The 18648-nt window shown below is 63.0% G+C and carries 19 protein-coding genes and 2 tRNA genes; 15 read left to right on the forward strand and 6 right to left on the reverse strand.

Annotated features, from left to right (window positions below; genetic code table 11):
- Positions 1 to 48: 48 nt before the first annotated feature.
- Together L610_RS00250 and L610_RS00255 are read right to left on the reverse strand one after the other, a co-directional pair.
- Positions 49 to 1452, reverse strand: coding sequence for an aminomethyltransferase family protein (locus L610_RS00250; protein ID WP_024847899.1), 1404 nt, complete (start codon positions 1450 to 1452; stop codon positions 49 to 51).
- Positions 1453 to 1698: 246 nt separating this feature from the next.
- Positions 1699 to 2433 carry a GntR family transcriptional regulator gene (locus L610_RS00255; RefSeq protein WP_024847900.1) on the reverse strand — a complete coding sequence of 245 codons (735 nt, stop codon included), beginning with the start codon at positions 2431 to 2433 and terminating at the stop codon, positions 1699 to 1701.
- 301 nt (positions 2434 to 2734) lie between these two features.
- On the opposite strand from L610_RS00255, the gene L610_RS00260 reads away from it, so the two are divergent.
- The 8 genes from L610_RS00260 to L610_RS00295 all read left to right on the forward strand — a co-directional run bounded on the left by L610_RS00260 (position 2735) and on the right by L610_RS00295 (position 7936).
- Positions 2735 to 3901, forward strand: a complete 1167-nt coding sequence (locus L610_RS00260; RefSeq protein WP_024847901.1) for an ABC transporter substrate-binding protein — start codon at positions 2735 to 2737, stop codon at positions 3899 to 3901.
- A gap of 132 nt (positions 3902 to 4033) precedes the next feature.
- Entirely contained in the window at positions 4034 to 4885 is an 852-nt protein-coding gene (locus L610_RS00265; RefSeq protein ID WP_198019539.1) for a branched-chain amino acid ABC transporter permease, read from the forward strand.
- Between the two features lie 7 nt (positions 4886 to 4892).
- Entirely contained in the window at positions 4893 to 5879 is a 987-nt protein-coding gene (locus L610_RS00270) for a branched-chain amino acid ABC transporter permease (RefSeq protein ID WP_051473156.1), read from the forward strand.
- A complete protein-coding gene (locus tag L610_RS00275; protein WP_034329746.1) occupies positions 5879 to 6643 on the forward strand; it encodes an ABC transporter ATP-binding protein in 765 nt (254 codons plus the stop codon). The genes L610_RS00270 and L610_RS00275 overlap by 1 nt, the downstream gene beginning before the upstream one ends.
- Positions 6636 to 7352: an ABC transporter ATP-binding protein gene (locus L610_RS00280; RefSeq protein ID WP_024847904.1), complete on the forward strand. Its 717-nt coding sequence runs from the start codon at positions 6636 to 6638 to the stop codon at positions 7350 to 7352. Before L610_RS00275 ends, L610_RS00280 begins: the two co-directional genes overlap by 8 nt.
- An 85-nt stretch (positions 7353 to 7437) precedes the next feature.
- A tRNA-Pro gene (locus L610_RS00285) sits at positions 7438 to 7514 on the forward strand.
- A gap of 20 nt (positions 7515 to 7534) precedes the next feature.
- Positions 7535 to 7840 (forward strand): ETC complex I subunit, encoded by a 306-nt coding sequence (locus L610_RS00290; protein ID WP_024847905.1) that lies wholly within the window; start codon positions 7535 to 7537, stop codon positions 7838 to 7840.
- Positions 7841 to 7859: 19 nt separating this feature from the next.
- Positions 7860 to 7936: transfer RNA gene (locus L610_RS00295), tRNA-Arg, on the forward strand.
- Between the two features lie 164 nt (positions 7937 to 8100).
- Here L610_RS00295 and L610_RS00300 read toward each other — a convergent pair.
- Complete coding sequence (locus tag L610_RS00300) at positions 8101 to 8397, reverse strand: SemiSWEET family sugar transporter (RefSeq protein WP_024848499.1); 297 nt, start codon at positions 8395 to 8397, stop codon at positions 8101 to 8103.
- Positions 8398 to 8616: 219 nt separating this feature from the next.
- Here L610_RS00300 and L610_RS00305 point away from each other — a divergent pair, with 219 nt between their 5' ends.
- A complete protein-coding gene (locus L610_RS00305) occupies positions 8617 to 9630 on the forward strand; it encodes an ROK family protein (RefSeq protein ID WP_186441262.1) in 1014 nt (337 codons plus the stop codon).
- A gap of 68 nt (positions 9631 to 9698) precedes the next feature.
- On the opposite strand, the gene L610_RS00310 is transcribed toward L610_RS00305, so the two are convergent.
- Positions 9699 to 10667, reverse strand: a complete 969-nt coding sequence (locus L610_RS00310) for a YihY/virulence factor BrkB family protein (RefSeq protein WP_144701558.1) — start codon at positions 10665 to 10667, stop codon at positions 9699 to 9701.
- A 41-nt stretch (positions 10668 to 10708) separates the two neighbouring features.
- The gene (locus L610_RS00315; RefSeq protein WP_144701561.1) at positions 10709 to 11047 is read right to left on the reverse strand and encodes a hypothetical protein; all 339 of its coding nucleotides are present in this window, start codon (positions 11045 to 11047) and stop codon (positions 10709 to 10711) included.
- 143 nt (positions 11048 to 11190) lie between these two features.
- Between L610_RS00315 and L610_RS00320 the strand changes: the two genes are divergently transcribed.
- The 6 genes from L610_RS00320 (at position 11191) to L610_RS00345 (ending at position 17950) form a co-directional block, all read left to right on the forward strand.
- Complete coding sequence (locus L610_RS00320; protein WP_144701564.1) at positions 11191 to 11772, forward strand: biliverdin-producing heme oxygenase; 582 nt, start codon at positions 11191 to 11193, stop codon at positions 11770 to 11772.
- Positions 11753 to 13885: a histidine kinase dimerization/phosphoacceptor domain -containing protein gene (locus L610_RS00325; protein ID WP_034330212.1), complete on the forward strand. Its 2133-nt coding sequence runs from the start codon at positions 11753 to 11755 to the stop codon at positions 13883 to 13885. Before L610_RS00320 ends, L610_RS00325 begins: the two co-directional genes overlap by 20 nt.
- Before the next feature lie 65 nt (positions 13886 to 13950).
- Positions 13951 to 14331 (forward strand): hypothetical protein, encoded by a 381-nt coding sequence (locus L610_RS00330; RefSeq protein ID WP_186441264.1) that lies wholly within the window; start codon positions 13951 to 13953, stop codon positions 14329 to 14331.
- Between the two features lie 203 nt (positions 14332 to 14534).
- Positions 14535 to 14924 (forward strand): response regulator transcription factor, encoded by a 390-nt coding sequence (locus tag L610_RS00335; RefSeq protein ID WP_024848505.1) that lies wholly within the window; start codon positions 14535 to 14537, stop codon positions 14922 to 14924.
- Positions 14925 to 14942: 18 nt separating this feature from the next.
- On the forward strand, positions 14943 to 15179 hold the full coding sequence (locus L610_RS00340; RefSeq protein ID WP_024848506.1) for a hypothetical protein: 237 nt from the start codon (positions 14943 to 14945) through the stop codon (positions 15177 to 15179).
- On the forward strand, positions 15176 to 17950 hold the full coding sequence (locus tag L610_RS00345; protein ID WP_024848507.1) for a sensor histidine kinase: 2775 nt from the start codon (positions 15176 to 15178) through the stop codon (positions 17948 to 17950). The genes L610_RS00340 and L610_RS00345 overlap by 4 nt, the downstream gene beginning before the upstream one ends.
- A 2-nt stretch (positions 17951 to 17952) precedes the next feature.
- Here L610_RS00345 and hdaA read toward each other — a convergent pair whose 3' ends face one another.
- Entirely contained in the window at positions 17953 to 18645 is a 693-nt protein-coding gene (gene hdaA / locus L610_RS00350; protein WP_024848508.1) for a DnaA regulatory inactivator HdaA, read from the reverse strand.
- Positions 18646 to 18648 lie beyond the last annotated feature (3 nt).

Below are 18648 nucleotides of genomic sequence, written 5' to 3' on the forward strand. Positions count from 1 at the left end.
ATGTGGAGGTGGTGGCGGCCACTGCTGGCCGCCACCCTGGAATTGCGCTTAGCGCTTGGTGCGCCAGCTCTCTGCGTAGTTCTCGCGAGCGTCGCGAGCATACGGCGTCGGGGAGACGCGGACGCGGATCTCGGCCTGCTTGTGCTGCTCGGTCGAGGTCTTTGCGGTCGGCTCCGGCTCGCCCCACAGCATGGTGAGGACGTCGCCTTCCTGGATGTCCGCATCGACGACACCCAGCGAGAGCACGCAGCGCTCGTTGAAGGAGTAGCCGTTGAACATCGACATACCGACCATCTTGCCGTTGTGCAGGATCATGTCGGCCGAGGACGAAGCGTAGTTCGGCTGCGGGAAGTCGATCCACTTGTACGGCGTGCCCTGCTCGAAGGCCGAACCGATGACCTTGAGGACGTCCTCGCGGTTCCACTCGAAGGTGACCTTCTTGCGGTTCTTCTGTTCCTTCATCTTCAGGAGGGCTTCCTTACCGACGAAGTCGGACTTCTTCCAGCCGATGTAGAAGTCGTAGCCGAGTTCGAACGGATTGACGTAGTAGTCCTCGATGTTCGACGAAACGAACGAACCGCCGATCGTGCCGGTAGCTTCGTAGCTGTCGACGCCGAGCCACTCGCGGTAGGCCTTGAGCATGCCGTCGCCGGTGTAGATGCCCGGAAGCGGGGACGGAATCCAGCCCGACTCGAGGGTGTTGGTCGAGTAGGCGCGGCTGCCGCAGCGGACGAGATCCACGTTGGCGTCCTTGGCGGCCTGCATGATCTCGGACAGGATGTAGTTCTTGTCCTCGTACGGACCCCAGATCTCGAGGCCCGGAGCGCCCGACATGCCGTGACGCAGCGCCTGGACGCGGCGCGAGCCGATGTTGATCCAGTCGACGTGGAAGAACTTGATCTCCGGAAGCGGACCGCGGTTCAGCTTCTCGAGGATCTTGTTCGCCTCAGGACCCTGGATCTGGTAGCGGTAGTGCGTGCGCAGGACGCGCTCACCTTCCGGACGCGACGGCGAACGCGGGTCGTGCTTGATGCGCACATTCCACTTGCCGTAAGCGGCGCAGAACATCAGCCAGTTCGAGGTCGGAGCGCGACCGACGAGGATGAACTTGTCCTGGCGCTCACGGAAGATGATGTGGTCGCCGATGACGTGACCGGCCGGAGTGACCGGAACGTAGTGCTTCGCACGGTTCAGGTCGAAGTTACCGAAGGCGTTGATGCCGTGATACGCAAGGAACTCCTCCGCCTGCGGACCCTCGACGATCAGTTCGTCCATGTGATGCGACTGATCGAAGAGCACGGCTGAATTGCGCCACGCCCACTGTTCGGTACGCCAGTTCGAGAATTCCGGCGCGACAACCGGGTAAACGTACGCACCGATGCGCGAATTGCGCAGGATGTCGACGGGATTACCCTTCTCCTGAATCAGGGCTTCAAGGCTGGTCGCTGACACTCTTCTTCCTCCATGAATGTGAGTATGTATACATACTGTATCGCACATTCGAAAAACGCAAGGCGGTTTGGAGGCGAAATCAGCAGTCAGCGTGAGAGAGCGTTGGATTCTGACTTCTTCGCGAGGAACTCGGTGCGGAAGAAAGGGGAAGAATTCGCGCCTAACCCATTGTTTCCAAAAAAGCACCCGTACGGATCGGCCGACTACGACTGCCGCCACAGTTCTGTGTACATCGCACGATCCCGCTCAGGTAACGAGCAGCGCGAGAGCCGGCATACGAGCCAAAAGATCCGGCTGGCCCGCCAAAAGGATGTCCAGATTGCGCCGGGGAGCGCGTGCATGCTCGCGTGCAATAGCTTCGGCCCGCGTCCCTTCACGCTTAACGATTGCATCAAGGAGGTCGCGATGCTGCTCCTGCGCGGGGCGCAATGAGAGTCGGAAAGCTTCGACGTCAGCATTGTTCGGCAGGAATGCGGAAGGTGACGCGAATGGCAGATGGGTAACGCGATCGATCTCCCGTCTCAGTACCTCGCTTCCCGCGAGAGAAGCCAGCTCGGTATGGAAACGCGCATTTAAGTCGCAATAGCCGTCAAAATCGACCTCCCCGGCGGTCGCACCGAAGCAGCCCTCCATCTCCTCAAGCGTCTCATGGATCTGCCGGAGCCGCGCTTCGCCCACGCCGCGCTCAGCTGCCAGGCGCGCGGCGGTTCCTTCCAGGACGCCACGCAATTCAATGGCATCCGCGACGTCGCTGAGGCTGAAGGTGCGAACGGTGAAGCCACCTCCCCGAACCCGCTCGAGCAGCCCCTCCTCGGCCAGCCTGAACATCGCCTCGCGTACCGGCGTGCGAGACACCTGCATGGATTCCGCCAGCGCCACCTCGAACAGGCGAGAACCTCCCTCGAACTCGCCATTCAGGATGCGCCTGCGCAACTCGATTGCCACACGAATCGCATGCGTACGGGTTGAACCCTGCTTCATGCCAACTGAAATCCTCCCCTTTCAGCTGTCGCAACTATACACGCCGCGCGCCCCGGCGCACCATGGCACCGGGAGATATTTGCGACTTTTGTATACACCGCAGGTTCAGCGATCTTCCAGGGTGTCCACTCGCGCCTGAACCTCTGTGTACGGTCGGGATTCCGGACCAGCCTGCTCGTGCTGGCGACAGTTTATACACATCCCCCTTGGCGAAATATCGATCCGTGTATACAGTCCGTATCGAGGAGCAGACGGGGGCTTAGGTTCGTCTGCAATTCGACAACCTAGGGAGGTTTTTCTAATGTTGACTAGACGCGTCACTCTTGCGCTTGGCGTTGCCCTGGCCATGTCGACGTCCGCACTCGCTCAGGAAACGGTCAAGATCGGCGTGATCCTGCCCTATTCCGGCCCGTTCGCCGACGCTGCCAACCAGCTGCAGGCCGGCATCGATCTCTACATTGCCAAGCATGGCGACACCGTTGCCGGCAAGAAGATCGAGCTGATCAAGAAGGACACCGGTGGTCCGAACGCCGATACCGCCCAGCGCGCGGCGCAGGAGCTCGTGGTCCGTGACGGCGCCGACATCATCGCAGGTTTCGCCCTGACGCCAGAAGCGCTCGGCGCGGCACCTGTCGCTGAGGAAGCGCAGAAGCTGATGGTCGTGATGAACGCTGCGACCTCGAACGTCACCGAGCAGTCGGAATATATCGTCCGCACCGGTGTGACGATCCCGCAGGTTAACTACGCGCTCGGCAAGTGGGCATTCGAGGAAGGCGGCGTGAAGCAGGCCTACACCCTCGTTTCCGACTACGGTCCGGGCCATGACGCGGAGAAGTCGTTCTCGGCCGGCTTTACTGAAGCAGGCGGCAAGATGCTCGGCTCCGACCGCACCCCGGTCGCGAATCCGGACTTCTCGGCCTTCGTGCAGCGCGTGAAGGATGCGAATCCGGAAGCCGTCTACATCTTCGTTCCGGGCGGCGCTCAGCCGGCAGCCATCGGCAAGGCACTTGCTGATCGCGGCCTGAACCCGCCGGCGACCAAGATCTTCGCGCAGGGCGAGCTGACCCATCCGGAAGCCCTCGAGAGCATGGGTGAGAATGCCCGCGGCATCATCACCACGTTCCACTACACGCTCGAGCGCGACGATCCGCTCAACAAGGAATTCGTCGATGGCTATACGGCTGCCAATAACGGCCGCCAGCCGGACCTGTTCTCGATTGGCGGTTACGACGGCATGCACCTCATCTATGAGGCGCTCAAGAAGACGAACGGCGACGCTTCCGGCGATGCGCTCCTCGAAGCTGCCAAGGGCATGTCCTGGGACAGCCCGCGCGGCCCGATGTCGATCGACCCGGAGACCCGCGACGTCGTCCAGACCGTTTACATCCGCGAAGTGCAGGAAGTTGACGGTAAGCTCCAGAACGTCGTGATCCACGAGATCCCGAACGTTAAGGATCCGCTCCACTAAAGACGAGCGCGGCAGGTCTGCCCTGCCCGCTTTACATTCTTCAATGTGCGAAGTCCGGAAGGCCTGCTCTTTCCGGACTTCGGCTATCAACCGCCGCGAAATCAACACGCGCTACGGGCCGATATGAGCAGTTTGATCATAATTCTGTTCGACGGTTTCGCCTTCGGGATGCTGCTATTCGTCCTGTCGGTGGGATTGTCGGTGACCCTGGGCCTGATGAATTTCATCAATCTGGCCCACGGAGCATTTGGCATGCTGGGCGGCTATGTCGCTGTCACAGTCATGCGCCAACTCGGTTTTCCATTCCTGCTGGCATTGCCCACGGCCTTTCTCGCCGCCGCGATCGTCAGCGTCATTTTCGAAAGACTGCTCTTCCGCCGACTTTACGGCGCGACCGAGCTCAACCAGGTGCTGTTCACGATCGGCGTCGTCTTCGTGGCGTCGGCTGTCGCGACCTATTTCTTCGGCACCGTGCAGCAGGTCCTTATCCTGCCTGAATGGCTGCGCGGATCGGTCGAGCTGTTCGGCATGCGCTTCGGCGTCTACCGCATCTTCCTGATCGTTATTTCGCTGATCGTGACCGGTGTGCTGGTCTTCGGCCTCGAGCGCACCCGGCTTGGCGCGCAGATCCGCGCCGCGGTTGACAACCAGCGCGCGGCCAAGGGGCTCGGCCTCGACGTCGAGAAGATCTTCGGCATCACCTTCGCGCTGGGCAGCGGCCTTGCCGGCCTCGGCGGCGCGCTTGCGGTGGAGATCGTCGGCCTCGACCCGTCGTTTGGCTTCCACTTCCTCGTCTACGTGCTGATCGTCGTCTCCGTGGGCGGCCTTGGCTCGATCACCGGCTCATTCGTGGGCGCCGCCCTTCTCGGCATCGGTGACGTCGCCGGCAAGTATTTCTGGCCGGAGATCGGCTCGTTCCTGATCTATATGCTGATGGTGGCGATCCTGTTCGTTCGCCCGCTCGGCCTGTTCGGAAAGCGGTGACCCGGACATGACTGACACGACCTTTACCCAGGCAACTGCACGCGGCTGGCTCCGCAGCCAGAGCCGCTGGTCTCCGTTCGAGATCATCTTCTGGCTGGCGCTGCTGCTGCCGTTCTTCCTGTTCCCGACCTACCTGCCTCTCGCCTCGCAGATCGCGATTGCAGCGCTGTTCGCTCTGTCGGTGGACCTGATCCTCGGCTATGCAGGCATCATCACGCTCGGCCATGCGATGTTCTTCGGCCTTGGCGCCTATTGTGCGGCGCTGCTTGGCAAGGCCGGCTGGGGCGAGCCGATTTCGGGGCTGCTGCTGTCCGGCCTGTTCGCCGGCATCATCGGCTTCATCGCCAGCTTCATCATCGTGCGCGTCCAGCACCTTGCGCTGCTGATGATCACGCTCGGCCTTGGCCTGCTGACACAGGAACTCGCGAACGCGCTGACCTGGCTTACCGGCGGCACGGACGGCCTGCGCATTCCGCGCACCTGGCCGATCTTCAACTATTTCCGCTTCGACCTGTGGGGTTACACCGGCTACGGCTATACGCTTGCGGTGCTGTTCATCTGCTTCCTGCTGAGCCGCCGCATCGTCAACTCGTCGTTCGGCCTCGCGCTGCGTGGCGTGCGCGAGAACATCAAGCGCATGCCGGCGATCGGCTCGGCCTACCAGTCGCACCAGCAGAAGATTTACGCGATCTCAGCCGCGATGGCGGGCATGGCCGGTGCGCTGCTCGCGCAGACCACCAGCACGGTGACGCTCGAGGTGCTGAGCTTCAACCGCTCGGCCGACGTGGTCGTCATGCTGATCCTCGGCGGCACGGGCCGCCTGTACGGCGCGATCGTTGGCGCGATCATCTTCCTCATCGCCCGCGACCAGCTCGCCGGCGTGAACCCCCAATACTGGTACTTCTGGATTGGCCTTCTGCTGATGGTAGTCGTTCTGTTCATGCCCAAGGGCATCCTCGGCTTCGTCAGCCGTCTGGCCGGAAGGCGCGACTAATGGCTGAAACCAAACCGATAGTCCTGCAGACTGAGGCGCTGACGAAGAATTTCGGCGCGCTTCAGGTCACCCGCAGCGTCTCGCTGAAACTTCCGCACGGCTGCCGCCACGCCCTGATCGGGCCGAACGGCGCCGGCAAGACCACGCTGATCAACCTGATCACCGGCCAGCTCAAGCCGGATTCGGGCCGCATCATCCTGGATGGCAACGACATCACCGATGCTCCGGTCGCGGCGCGCGTGCGTAAGGGCCTGACCCGCACGTTCCAGATCAACACGCTGTTCCCGGACCTCACGCCGCTTGAGGCAGTAACGCTCGCCGTATGCGAGCGCCAGAAGGTGACGGGCCAGTTCTGGCGCGGGCTGTCAGCGCAGCAGGAAGCAATCGACGAGGCCTACGACATCCTCGAAAAGCTGAAGCTCGGCGACGTTGCCACCCGTACGACCCGCACCCTCGCCTACGGTCGCCAGCGCCTGCTGGAGATCGCGCTCGCGCTTGCGACGCGCCCGAAGGTGCTGCTGCTCGACGAGCCGGCAGCGGGCGTTCCGAAGGACGAGAGCCAGATGCTCTTCTCCGTCATCTCCTCACTCCCCGAAGACATGTCGATCCTGTTCATCGAGCATGACATGGACATCGTCTTCCGCTTCGCCTCGCGCATCGTGGTGCTCGTCGCCGGTGGCCTGCTCGTCGAGGACACACCGGACGCCGTGCGTTCGGACGAGCGCGTACGTGAGGTTTATCTCGGGCAGGCACATCATGGCTGAGGCACTTCTTGAATTTCGTGACGTGCGCGCCGGATACGGCGAGGCCGTCGTCCTCGACAACGTCTCCTTCTCGCTTGCCGAGGGCGGCAGCATGACCGTGCTTGGCCGCAACGGCGTCGGCAAGACCACCCTGTTCCTGACGGCAATGGGCTTCGTGCGCGTCGCGCGCGGTTCCGTCTCCTACAAGGGACAGGACATCTCGCGTGTTGCCTCGTACAAGCGGGCTCGGCTAGGCGTCGGCTGGGTGCCGCAGGAGCGCGACATCTTCCCGTCGCTGACCGTCGAGGAGAACCTAACGGTGGCAGCGCGTCCGGGCCGCTGGGACCTCAACGCGGTCTATGGCCTCTTCCCTCGGCTGAAGGAACGGCGCACAAACATGGGCAACCAGCTGTCGGGCGGCGAGCAGCAGATGCTGACGATCGCCCGCACGCTGATGACCAATCCGGGCGTGCTGCTGCTCGATGAGCCGCTCGAGGGCCTCGCCCCCATCATCGTCGAGGAGCTGACGGCTGCGATTCGCAAGATGTCGGAAGCCGAGGGCATGGGACTGATGCTGGTCGAGCAGCACGCCGAGGTTGCGCTGGGACTGACGAAGGACGCGATCATCATCGAGCGCGGCAGCATTGCGCACGCAGCGCCCTCCGCGGAACTGCTCCAGGACCGCGCGACGCTCGATCGCTATCTTGGCCTCAAGCTCGGGGCGGGATAAAAGCTCGATCAGACTGGCTGATGTGAAAAAAAGCCCTTGCTTCCCCGACGCCAAGAACCTAAGGAAGCCACGGCTCACAGCGGCCCGGAGTGTAGCGCAGCCTGGTAGCGCACCTGATTTGGGATCAGGGGGTCGCAGGTTCGAATCCTGCCACTCCGACCATCGATTTTCACGAGGTTTCCATGTCCGCTCGTATCTACAGCCCAGCCAAGACAGCAATGCAGTCCGGCAAGGCTAAGACGGGTCACTGGGTTCTCGAGTTTGAGCCGGAGCAGCCGCGCAAGATCGATCCTCTCATGGGCTACACCACTTCGGGTGACATGAAGAGCCAGATCCGGCTGACTTTCGCGACGAAGGAAGAAGCGATCGCCTACGCTCAGCGCAACGGCATTGCCTTCCGCGTCCAGGAACCGAAGGAACCCCGCCGCCGGCAGATGGCATACGCGGAAAACTTCCGCCACGATCGCAAGATGCCCTGGACCCACTAAGGTCCAGGCGGCTTGCGAGGGTCCCGTAGCTCAGCTGGATAGAGCACCGGCCTTCTAAGCCGATGGTCGCAGGTTCGAATCCTGCCGGGATCGCCACCTTCTCAAGGTCTTAGCGCGCCGCCCGGCGAACAGGTCTTCTTCCCCCTCAGATGAAGCTTGCATAGGCTACCCGCCTAGTGACGGGCGGCAGCAGGATTCTCGGGAAGTAGCCCGCAGAAAGCGAGCCTCATTCTGCTGAAACGTTGACCTTCCCTCTCGGATCACGCCTCAGGATCCAGCACATCGGCAACTTTGTCCCGCTGTCGCGCCGGCAGCAGCGTCATCGTCAGGATGAAGGCTGACAGGAAGAAGCACACCGTGTTGGTGAGGATGATCGGCCATTCAACGCGCAGGATGCCGAAGACGGTCCACAGCGCAAAACCTGCCACCGTCACCGAATACATGCGCCGGGAGATCGCGTGCGTGTCGCGCGTCTTGATCACCTTCCAGGCCTGAGGAACGAAGCTCGTCATCGAGCAAAGAGAGGCGAGGTAGCCAATCGCGAGGGTCAGATCCATGCGGTAGCCTCCGGGGCACTTGGGCGCACAAGGACCTTACGCAGCCGTCGCAGGCTGATTCTCATCTGCTTCATCTGGGTCATATTCGGCGAACCGGCCTGTCGCGCCGTTGTTCCCCTTGAACGTGCGGTTCATCCGCATCAACTTCTTTCCGCATCCTGCGGAACCACCCCCGCCCTCCGAATGTTGCTGTGCGGATTGCACCAAACGCAGGACATGATGACCCACGGGCGCGCCATCCTCCCCCACCTCGAAGTTCTGGGCTACAGTCTGACGCTGAAGGACCGAAGCGGTTTCATCGGCGACCGCGCGAGCAACCGCGCCTTCTTCTCGATCCTCGACGAACTGCGTGAACCGCTTTGCGAGGCGGGAACCGACCCGTTCGACAACAGGGCGACGGAGGACCTGACCCTCAACGATATCGACGCCGCATGGGACGCAGGTGACGTGTTCGCGGCTGGCGTGGTGTTTTCGGCGGTGGAAGAGTTTGCGCAGCGTCTGGCGCGCGTCGTGCGTGCCTACCGCCTGGCTGACGAGCACTGGGCCAAGGTCGGACGCATCGCGGTCGGCGGCGGCTTGCGCGATAGCCGCATTGGCGAGATTGCCATTGGCCGCACCACCGCCATCCTGCGGTTCGAGGGGATCACCGTCGATCTCGTGCCGATCACACAGGACCCGGACGAGGCCGCATTGCTCGGGGGACTGCGCCTCATCGAGGAAGAAAAGCTGCATGGCTTCTCGCAGATGCTCGCCGTCGATATCGGCGGCTCGAGCATTCGCGCCGGCCTGATCGAGTTTTCACCGAAGGCCCCGCACGATCTGTCCGAAGCCGCGGTTATTGCGCTCGACCAGTGGAAGTATGCGGAAGAGGACGAGGAGCCGAGCTGCGACGCGGCGGTCGAGCGTCTTGCGCAGATGCTGGGCGAGCTGAAGGCGAAAGCTGGCAAGAAGCTTGCCCCCTACCTCACCCTCGCCTGCCCCGGCTGTATTCTCGATGACGGAGGCATCCGCGACGGCGCACAGAACCTGCCGGGCGACTGGGAAGCCGATGACTTCCGCCTGCCGGAAGCACTCGCCGCGCATCTGGGCGTCGAGTTCGAAATCGTCATGCACAACGATGCGGTCGTGCAGGGACTGAGCGAAGCCGACCAGATGCAAGAAAATAACTGCTGGGCCGTCATTACGATCGGGACCGGGCTTGGCAACGCCGTCTACCGCAACCGGGACGCTTAGCCTGCTCGTCCACTCCAGTAATGTATGCTTCTGCCCCCCCTCCGATCTCAAACAATCGGGAGTTCGGCCTATTCTATCGGCGCGACGKTATCCGCTACGGCGGCTCCGCGTTCGCCCATCGGCCGATCGGGACCGTGCGTCGTGTCGATAGCGGTCTGATGTTCCAGCTCGGCATTAAGCTCCGCGCCGACGAGCAAGATGATGACGGAGATCCACGTCCAGATCATGAAACCGATCACGGCGCCCAGCGAGCCATAGGTCGCGTTATAGTTGGCGAAGTTCTCCAGGTACCAAGAGAAGCCGATCGACACGACGAGCCAGAAGATGGCTGCAAGTGCCGAGCCCCAACTCACCCACCGCCATTTGGCCTTCCTGCGGCTCGGCGCCCAGCGGTAGATGAGCGAGAAGACGAGCGCCACCGCCACCAGCATCAGCGGCCAGCGCAGGATTCGGATCAGAAGTTCGGTGATGCCTTGGAGATGAAGAAAAGCAAGCACCGCCGGCACGACGCCGATCAGGATGATGAAGAAGATCGCCGCAACCAATCCACCGAGCGTGAACGCCAGCGACATCAGGTTGTACTTGATGAAGCCGCGCTTCTCATCCTCCTCGTAGACCACGTTCATCGCGTCGAAGATTGCCTTCATGCCGCTGTTGGCGCTCCACAGCGCGACGAGCAGACCGAAGATGAAACCGAAGCTGAGTGCGCCCGCATCCTGCCGCGCCAGTGACTGCAACTGCGTTTCGATGAGGTCGGCGCCGTCCGCTGGAAGAACGCCGTCCAAAACGTCGAGATGCTCTGCGACGGTCAGCGGGTCAGCGACAAAGCCGTAGATCGAGACGAAGGCCGCGAGCGCGGGAAAGAGCGCGAGAAGCAGGTAGAAGGTCACACCCGCCGCGGTCAGCATGATCCGGTCCTGAGAGACCTCACTTACTACCCGTTTGATGACCGACCACCAGCCTCTGACCGGTATCGCTCCGGGGCTGTGGGCATCGCGCCCATGCGCGTCGCGTTCAAGGGAAGCGTCAGAGACCATCTATTACTCCGGCAGCAGGATCTTGTTATGGCTGGCGCGCTTCACGCCGCAACGATGATCACGGCCAGCACCACCAGCGCAAACGCGATTGCAGCCGCCAGGATCCATGTCTGCCGCTGGCGCTTCTCCCGAGCGGCTCTTTCCGGTTCAAACATGCGCATCGCAGTGGCATCGGTGCCGTGGTGATCCGACCGGTCTGGATTGTATTGGGCAGCGCGATCGAGCCGCACACTCTCTTCATCGAGGGGTGTGCCACCCGCCTCACCGTCGGTTTCCATCGGGGCTGCTGCCGGGTCGAAACCCGGCTTCTTGTCGCCGCTCCTGCCGCGCTGGATGTCGCCGCGAATGTTCGCTGCCGTTTCTCTTTCGGATGAAGTCATGACTCTTTCCTTTTTGAGACCGAGCAAGCGGAAGATGTTTTTGTTCCCGCACCTTGCGACAGGGCGTCGTAGGAAGATTGTCCCCACGGGGTATCCGCGCCGCGACTTTTGCGGCATTGTGGCCCCCGAGAGGGAGGCTGCGAATGGAATTGCCCCGACTGACGGACCGGCCGGCCCTGAGCCATCTCAGGCTCGCGACCGGAGAACTTCATCGGCGCCTTGAAGATCGGTTTGACGCGGTAATGGCGCTTGGTGATCCGGACCGACGGCCGCAGATCGTCGCCCGCTATCAGAGGCTCTACAGTGGAGCCTTTCAGACCCTCATGCCGTGGCTGTCGAGCATCGCGGGCCTGGAAATGGAGCGGCGCGCGGCGCTGCGCTGGCCTGAAGGATTTATAGGGCAGGAAGCAGAAAGTCCCTTCCCGAAGCCGGCCAATACCCACGAGGCGCTTGGGCTGCTCTATGTCATCGAGGGATCGACACTTGGGGGGCGGCTGATCCTGAAGGCGCTAGCGCGAAAGGGGATCATCGATCGGTCGCTGTCCTTCCTCGACCCGTATGGCAATGACTCGGCGCGCATGTGGCGCGCGGTGCTCACGGTCATCGAGCATGAGGGCCAGACCGGCCCAGCAGAACTTGAGAGCATCTGCCGCGGCGGCGTTCGCGGCTTCACCCATGCGGAAAACACGCTGTGCGGAGATGCGCATGAACTTCCAGTCGCCTGACCTCACAAGCTGCGACCGCGAGCCGATCCACATCCCGGGCTCGATCCAGCCGCATGGCGTCATGCTGGTATGCAATGCGGCTTCGGGCCGGATCGCGCACGTCGCAGGGGACGTAGAAGGCAAGCTCGGCATTACGGAATGGGCAGACGCGCAACTTGCCGATCTTCTCGGGGCAGATGTCGCAGCGTCTATCATGAACCCGGGCGAGCTTTTGCCGCGCAGCATCAGGCCACCGCACGCGGCCGATGCGTTCGATGTCAGCGTCGCCCGGCAAGAAGGCGAGTTACTTATCGAACTGGAGCCGGCCGGCCCTACGCAAGAGCTTTCGACGCTTCTTCCCCGGCTGGAGGCCGCCGTTCAGGCGTTTGACAGCGCTCGCGACCTGACCGCGCTCGCGCGCGCTGCTGCGCAGGAGTTCCGGCGCCTGACCGGCTATGACCGGGTGATGGTGTACCGCTTCCTCGATGATGCCGCCGGACGCGTCATCGCGGAGGCCTCCGGCCCTGGAGCTGACTCGTTCCTCAACCACCATTTCCCGGCGAGCGACATCCCAGTACAGGCGCGCGCCCTCTACGTGCAGAACCTCGTCCGCGTCATTCCGCAGGTGGACTACGTGCCGGCGCCGCTGCGCCCCGCCCGTCCGCTTGAAAATCCGCTCGACATGAGCGACTGCGTGCTCCGCAGCGTCTCGCCCATCCACCTGCAATATCTCAGGAACATGGGCGTGGCCGCCTCCGCATCGTTCTCGATCGTCATAGACGGCGCGCTGTGGGGGCTGATCGCCTGCCACAATTTTTCGCCGCTGCAGATTCCGCTCGATGTACGATCGGGCTGCCGCGCGCTGGCGGTCAGCCTGGCGCGGCAAATCAAGGCGCGGAACAACACCGACACTTATCGCGAGCGTGTTCGCCTTCGTACCTTCGAGGACCGCATCGTCGAAATCCTCAGCCGCGAGGGCGCGATCGACGTCGCGCTGTCGAAACATCTGCGCGAAGTACAGAAGATGCTCGACGCTGATGGTGTTGCCGTCATCCGCGGCGGGGCTGTCGTTCGGGAGGGGGCCTGCCCCGGCGAAGAAGACGTGCGGATCCTGGCTGACTGGGTGGTGCGCAAGGATGGAGATCCGATATTCGCGACCCACGAACTTGAGGCGCGATCGCTCCTTTCGCCCGAAGCCGTTCCGCTCTCCGCCGGGTTGCTGGCAATGAAGCTGTCGTCCGAGCCATGGATCGTCATGTGGTTTCGTGCCGAAATCCTTGAGGAGATCAACTGGGCCGGCAATCCGCACAAGGCTGCAAACCTCGACAGCGACGGCAATCTGCGGCCGCGCGCAAGCTTCGAAGCATGGAGCGAGACGATCCGCGGCAAGGCGCGGCGCTGGAGCCTGCCGGAAATCGAGGCGGCCGAGCGGCTGTCTGTCGCGATCCGCAGCGTCTGGCAGACGCGGCAGATCCGCGATCTCAACAAGGAGCTCGTCGCTCTCCTTGAGCAGAAGGACACTTTGCTGAAGCAACGTGAATTCCTGCTCGGTGAGGTCAACCATCGCGTCCAGAACAGCCTGGCGCTGGTTGCAAGCTTTCTGTCGCTGCAGTCGCGCGAGACGGAGGAGCCGTCGACCCGGGCTGCACTCGAGGAGGCCCGACGGCGTATATCGGCCGTCTCCCTCGTCCATCGCCGCCTCTATGGCGCCAATTCGATCCGCACGGTCGAGGGCGCGCGCTATCTCGATGAACTTCTGGAGGATCTGCTGGCCGCCTCAGGCGAAGAATGGAAACAGCAGATAACGCGCGACTTCGACCCGGTGCTTTTGCCGAATGACCGGGCGATCAGCCTCGGCCTCATCGTCACCGAGCTTTTCATCAACGCGCAAAAATACGCCTACGGCGGCGCGGCAGGACCGTTGCACGTGGCGATGAAGGAGAGCGGCAGCAGGGTGATCGTCAGCGTCGGCGACCACGGTGCCGGTCGCGGCACGACGCGCACCGGTTTTGGCTCGCGTATGCTGGATGTTCTGGTCAGCCAGCTCGCCGGCACGCTCAACTACAGCGACAATCAACCCGGCACGCTGGCGACGCTGACCGCGCCGATCGATCCGATGGGGACAGGCGCCTAGTCAGAGCGCTTGTCTTCCCGCACTTTCAGTGGCATCGCAGGGGCCGACTGTTACGGAATTGCGCCTTGACCAACATAACGCCTGCGAACTCCATCCCCGTATCTTGGCTGCAGCCTCTGCCTGAAGGCTACATGATCCCGATATGGCGCTGGATCCTGTTGCCGGCAACGGCGCTGATGCTGAAGCGCCAGAAAGGCGTGTGGCGAAATGGGACGCTGCATCTCGACAGCGACAAGCTGCGCTTCGAACAGGCACGGCTGGTTAAGTCTGCTCAGGGCGCCCCGGGCTGGTCGATTCCGCTTGGCGACATCGCCGGCATTTCGTTCACGCCGGGTACGTTATCCGAGCGGCTGGAGCTTTCGACGAAAGATACCCAAGTTCGGTTCATGACGGTGCGCGCGGAACAGTTTGTCCAGCGGCTCAAGGCGGCTGTTGCAGCGGCCTGAGGCGCTGCCGGCAAGCACCCACGCGGCAGTTCCTTGCTACCGTCTGGGAGAACCTAGCAAGACTAAAGAAAGTATTTGCCGCCCATCACCATAGGTAAAATGTTTCCTGGGCCTATATTGGCTGTTGCCACTTGGCGAACTGCGATGATTGCGCTTTAGTGACAGCGGGGTCCCCTTGGGAGGAAGGGGGTGGAGGAAACGGTTTGGCTACGGACATTCTCATTGCAGAAGACGAGCCGAGCATCCTAGAGGCGCTGAGTTTCGTCCTGCAGAGAGCAGGCTGGTCGGTTCATTCCGTGACGGACGGAGAAGCCGTCATGGAGGCTGTCCTTGTGACTCAACCGCGCGTGCTGGTGCTCGATGTCATGCTGCCCAAACGGTCTGGCTTCGACGTGCTGAAGCAGATCCGGGCAAATCCGCAAACGCAAAACCTGCCAGTACTTGTCCTGACGGCAAAGGGGCAGCAGCAGGACCGACGAATCGCAGAGGAACTGGGGGCGGACATGTTCGTCACCAAGCCCTATTCCAATGCCGACGTCGTGGACGCGGTCCGCACCCTGCTCGATGTGCCGACGGCACTGGCAGGCCCATAACGCCAGGGACGCGAATCGATGACACGCCGGAAGCTCATCGCCGCTGCGCTGTTCTTCACGCTTTTCGGCGTCATCGCGCTGCTGCCACCGCTGGTGCTGCTGTTCCGCTTTGACGCGCGGATCGGCGGCGTGCCGGTGGAGACGGTCTATGTCTTTGTCCTTTGGGCGATCCTGGTGATCGGCGCGCGCTGGTTCAGCCGCGTCCTGCCGGATGACGACCAGCTGCTGCGGCACACCCAGGACCGCGAGCCATGACGCTCACCGCCGATTTCGTCATCGCCACTGCGGTCGCCTATGTCGGCCTCCTGTTCCTGGTGGCGTTCCTCGGCGACCGGCACACGCGCAACCGCCAGGGCGGGTTCCTGCGCTCGCCCTTCGTCTACACGCTGTCGATCTCCGTCTACTGCACCAGCTGGACGTTTTACGGCGCGGTCGGTACCGCCGCGCGCACCGGCCTTGAGTTCACGACAATCTATCTGGGCCCCACGCTGGTCTTCATCGGCTGGTGGTTCATCCTGCGCCGGCTGGTGCGCATCAGCCATGACCAGCGCATCACCTCGATCGCCGACCTTCTTTCGTCGCGCTTCGGCAAATCGAGCCCGCTCGGCGTGCTGGTGACGATCCTCGCTGTCATCGCCATCGCCCCCTACATCGCCCTGCAGCTCAAGGCGGTTACTTCGTCGATCCAGGCCATCGCGGGGTCGTCCGAATACGGCCACGGCAGCATCGAAGGCTGGGACGAAGTTGGCCTCGCCTTTGGTGTGGCCGCCGGCATGGCGCTGTTCACGATCCTGTTCGGCACGCGCAATGTCGACGCCAAGGAGCAGCACCACGGGGTCGTCGCGGCGATTGCGCTAGAGGCGGTCGTCAAGCTCACCGCGCTCATCGCCGTCGGCGTCTTTGTCCTCTATGCGGGCGGCGGGCTGGAAAACATCTTCACCCGCGCCGCCGAACAGGGGCTCAACATCCACGCCACCGAAACGTTCGGTGACCGCTGGATAGCCACCATGCTGCTGGCGGCTTCCGCAATCATCTGTCTGCCGCGCCAGTTCCAGGTCACGGTCGTCGAGAATTCTGACGAAAGCCACCTGCGCACCGCCAGCTGGGCGTTCCCAGCCTACATGCTGGCGATGAGCCTGTTCATCGTGCCGATCGCCCTCTATGGCCTGACAACGATGCCCGAGGGCTCCAACCCCGACATGTTTACGCTGACGCTGCCGCTGGCAGCCGGGCAGGAAGGGCTGGCGCTGTTTGCCTTCATCGGCGGCTTCTCGTCGGCGACGTCGATGATCATCCTTGAATCCATCGCCCTGTCGATCATGGTGTCCAACCATATCGTCGTGCCGGTGATGTTGCGCTTCAGCGCCGACGACAGCCCCGGCGACGGGCTCGGCGTGCGCCGCCTGATCCTCAACGCGCGGCGGTTGTCGATCCTGCTGATCCTGTTCCTCGGCTTCAGTTATTTCTCGCTTACCCGCACGTCCGATGCGCTGGCGCCGATCGGCCTGATCTCGTTCGCCGGCGTCGCGCAGTTCCTGCCGGCCATCCTCGCCGCGCTGTTCTGGCGCGACGCGTCGACCAAGGCGGCAGTGGCGGGCGTGACGATCGGCTTCATTGTGTGGTTCTGGTCGAGCTTCCTGCCGTCCTTCGCCTCCTCGTCGCCGATGGTCGCCGAGATCATGCAGAACGGCCCCGCCGGCCTCACCTGGCTGCGCCCGCAAGCGTTGTTCGGCCTCGACCGGCTCGATCCCCTCGCACACGCGGTGTTCTGGAGCCTGTTCCTCAACACGACGGTGCTGATCGTCGGCTCGCTCATCACCAGCCAGTCGGCGCTGGAGCACGTGCAGGCAGCGATCTTCCTCAATGTCGCCCGTCATGGCTCCGGCGAGCCGAACCCGCTCCGCGGCTCGGCCACCGCGGACGACCTATTCCTCGTCGCGCGGCGCGTGCTTGGTCACCAGCGCGCTTTTGACCTTTTCCGGGAGGAAGCGCGACAGACGGGGACGGCCTGGACCAGCATCGAACCGAGCCCGAACTTCATCCACCGCCTCGAACGCGAGCTCGCAGGCTCGATTGGCGCGGCCTCCGCGCACGTGATGCTGTCCAAGGTGGTTTCCGGTGGTGTCATCTCGCTGGAAGAAGTGATGCAGATGGCCGACGAGACGCAGCAGGCGATCGAGCATTCGCAGGCGCTGGAACGCGCCTCTGCGCAGCTACGTGCCACCGCTGAAAAGCTCGAAGTCGCGAACCGGCAACTGCGGCTGGTCGACCAGCAGAAGGACGAGTTCTTGAGTCAGGTGAGCCATGAGGTGCGCACGCCGATGACGGCGATCCGCGCCTTCTCGGAAATCCTGCTCTCGGAAGACGAACTTGACCAGGCCGCCAGCCGGAAGTTCATTTCCACGATCCACAAGGAGAGCCTGCGCCTCACCTCGCTGCTCGACGAAATCCTCGACCTGTCGGCGCTGGAACGCGGCGAGCGGGTGTGGGAAAGCCGGCCGATCAATGCCGAAGAGACACTCGATCAGGCGATGCGCGTGTGCGACGCCCTCGCCCGCCAGAACCGGACACGGATGGTGAGTGGCCCCCGCGCCAGTGTGGCCATCGTCTCGGCAGACGCCGACCGCCTCAGCCAGGTGCTGATCAACCTGATTTCCAATGCGATCAAGTACAACGACGCGGAGAATCCGGAGGTGGTGATCCGCTCCAGGATCGACGGCGAACAATACATCATCGAAGTGGCTGACAACGGATCCGGCATTCCGGAGGAGGAGCGCGGCCGCATCTTCGATAAGTTCTACCGCGGCCGAAATGGCGAGGCGACGTCCTACGCGGGTGCCGGCCTCGGCCTGCCGATCAGCCAGCAGATCATTGCGCGCATGCGTGGCACGCTCGAACTGGTGCCGAAAACGACCGTCGGCGCATGTTTCCGCGCCACCCTGCCACTAGCAGAGCATGAGAAGCCATCAGAGCCGGAAGAGGAAGCGCGCAAGCCAGCTTCAGAGCGCCTGCGGACAAGCGCCTGAACCTAGACGTCGAGATTGGTCTGGCCGCCGTCCCACTGCGCGACGATTTCGGCAGCCAGCGCACGGCTGACGCGGCACTTGCGCTCAAGCGCGACACGGTCGAGGCGGGCCACTGCTTCCATCGCGGCCGACAGCGATCGCTCGATGCGGCGGACGAGGAACTGAACGACATGCCGTTCGACCTCTACCTGCCGGTCTGCAAAAAGCTTCGTCACCACCGCCATCATCAGCATGTCGTCCGGCTCGTGGATCTCCACGGTCGTCACCGCCTTCAGGCGGGAGGCAAGGTCCGGCAGCCTGACGCCCCAGGCCTGTGGAAAGCGGCGCGAGACGATCAGCAGACTGGTCCCGTTCTGTCGGACAGCATTGATCAGGTGGAACATCCCGACCTCATCGAGCGGGGCGCTGTCGAGGTCGTCGACCAGCACCGGTCCCCGCTCGGCAGCCTCGACGCCCTCCTCGCCGATCCGGTCGGGGCTGATGGCCTGCGCTCCCGAGACCTCGCGCCAAATGGCGGCAAGGTGCGTCTTGCCTGATCCGGGCGGCCCGGCAAGCACGACGACGGGCGCTGGCCAGTCGGGCCAGCGGTCAATCAGAGCGACAGCCTGTTCGTTCGATGGCCCCACCACGAGGTCATCGCGATTGTGTGCGGCGTCCAGAACGAGATCCAGAGGAAGTTGTAATGGCTTTTGCACGAC

It is taken from the genome of Aminobacter sp. J44, assembly GCF_007829415.1.
Classification (GTDB): domain Bacteria; phylum Pseudomonadota; class Alphaproteobacteria; order Rhizobiales; family Rhizobiaceae; genus Aerobium.

What these genes read in the sequence shown, in the direction of transcription:
- L610_RS00260 (WP_024847901.1), top strand. Translation starts at nt 2,735, where the DNA reads ATGTTGACTAGACGCGTCACTCTTGCGCTTGGCGTTGCCCTGGCCATG.
- L610_RS00270 (WP_051473156.1), top strand. Translation starts at nt 4,893, where the DNA reads ATGACTGACACGACCTTTACCCAGGCAACTGCACGCGGCTGGCTCCGC.
- L610_RS00315 (WP_144701561.1), bottom strand. Translation starts at nt 11,047, where the DNA reads ATGACTTCATCCGAAAGAGAAACGGCAGCGAACATTCGCGGCGACATC.
- L610_RS00320 (WP_144701564.1), top strand. Translation starts at nt 11,191, where the DNA reads ATGGAATTGCCCCGACTGACGGACCGGCCGGCCCTGAGCCATCTCAGG.
- L610_RS00305 (WP_186441262.1), top strand. Translation starts at nt 8,617, where the DNA reads ATGACCCACGGGCGCGCCATCCTCCCCCACCTCGAAGTTCTGGGCTAC.
- L610_RS00325 (WP_034330212.1), top strand. Translation starts at nt 11,753, where the DNA reads ATGAACTTCCAGTCGCCTGACCTCACAAGCTGCGACCGCGAGCCGATC.
- L610_RS00275 (WP_034329746.1), top strand. Translation starts at nt 5,879, where the DNA reads ATGGCTGAAACCAAACCGATAGTCCTGCAGACTGAGGCGCTGACGAAG.
- L610_RS00290 (WP_024847905.1), top strand. Translation starts at nt 7,535, where the DNA reads ATGTCCGCTCGTATCTACAGCCCAGCCAAGACAGCAATGCAGTCCGGC.
- L610_RS00255 (WP_024847900.1), bottom strand. Translation starts at nt 2,433, where the DNA reads ATGAAGCAGGGTTCAACCCGTACGCATGCGATTCGTGTGGCAATCGAG.
- L610_RS00340 (WP_024848506.1), top strand. Translation starts at nt 14,943, where the DNA reads ATGACACGCCGGAAGCTCATCGCCGCTGCGCTGTTCTTCACGCTTTTC.
- L610_RS00345 (WP_024848507.1), top strand. Translation starts at nt 15,176, where the DNA reads ATGACGCTCACCGCCGATTTCGTCATCGCCACTGCGGTCGCCTATGTC.
- L610_RS00280 (WP_024847904.1), top strand. Translation starts at nt 6,636, where the DNA reads ATGGCTGAGGCACTTCTTGAATTTCGTGACGTGCGCGCCGGATACGGC.
- L610_RS00300 (WP_024848499.1), bottom strand. Translation starts at nt 8,397, where the DNA reads ATGGATCTGACCCTCGCGATTGGCTACCTCGCCTCTCTTTGCTCGATG.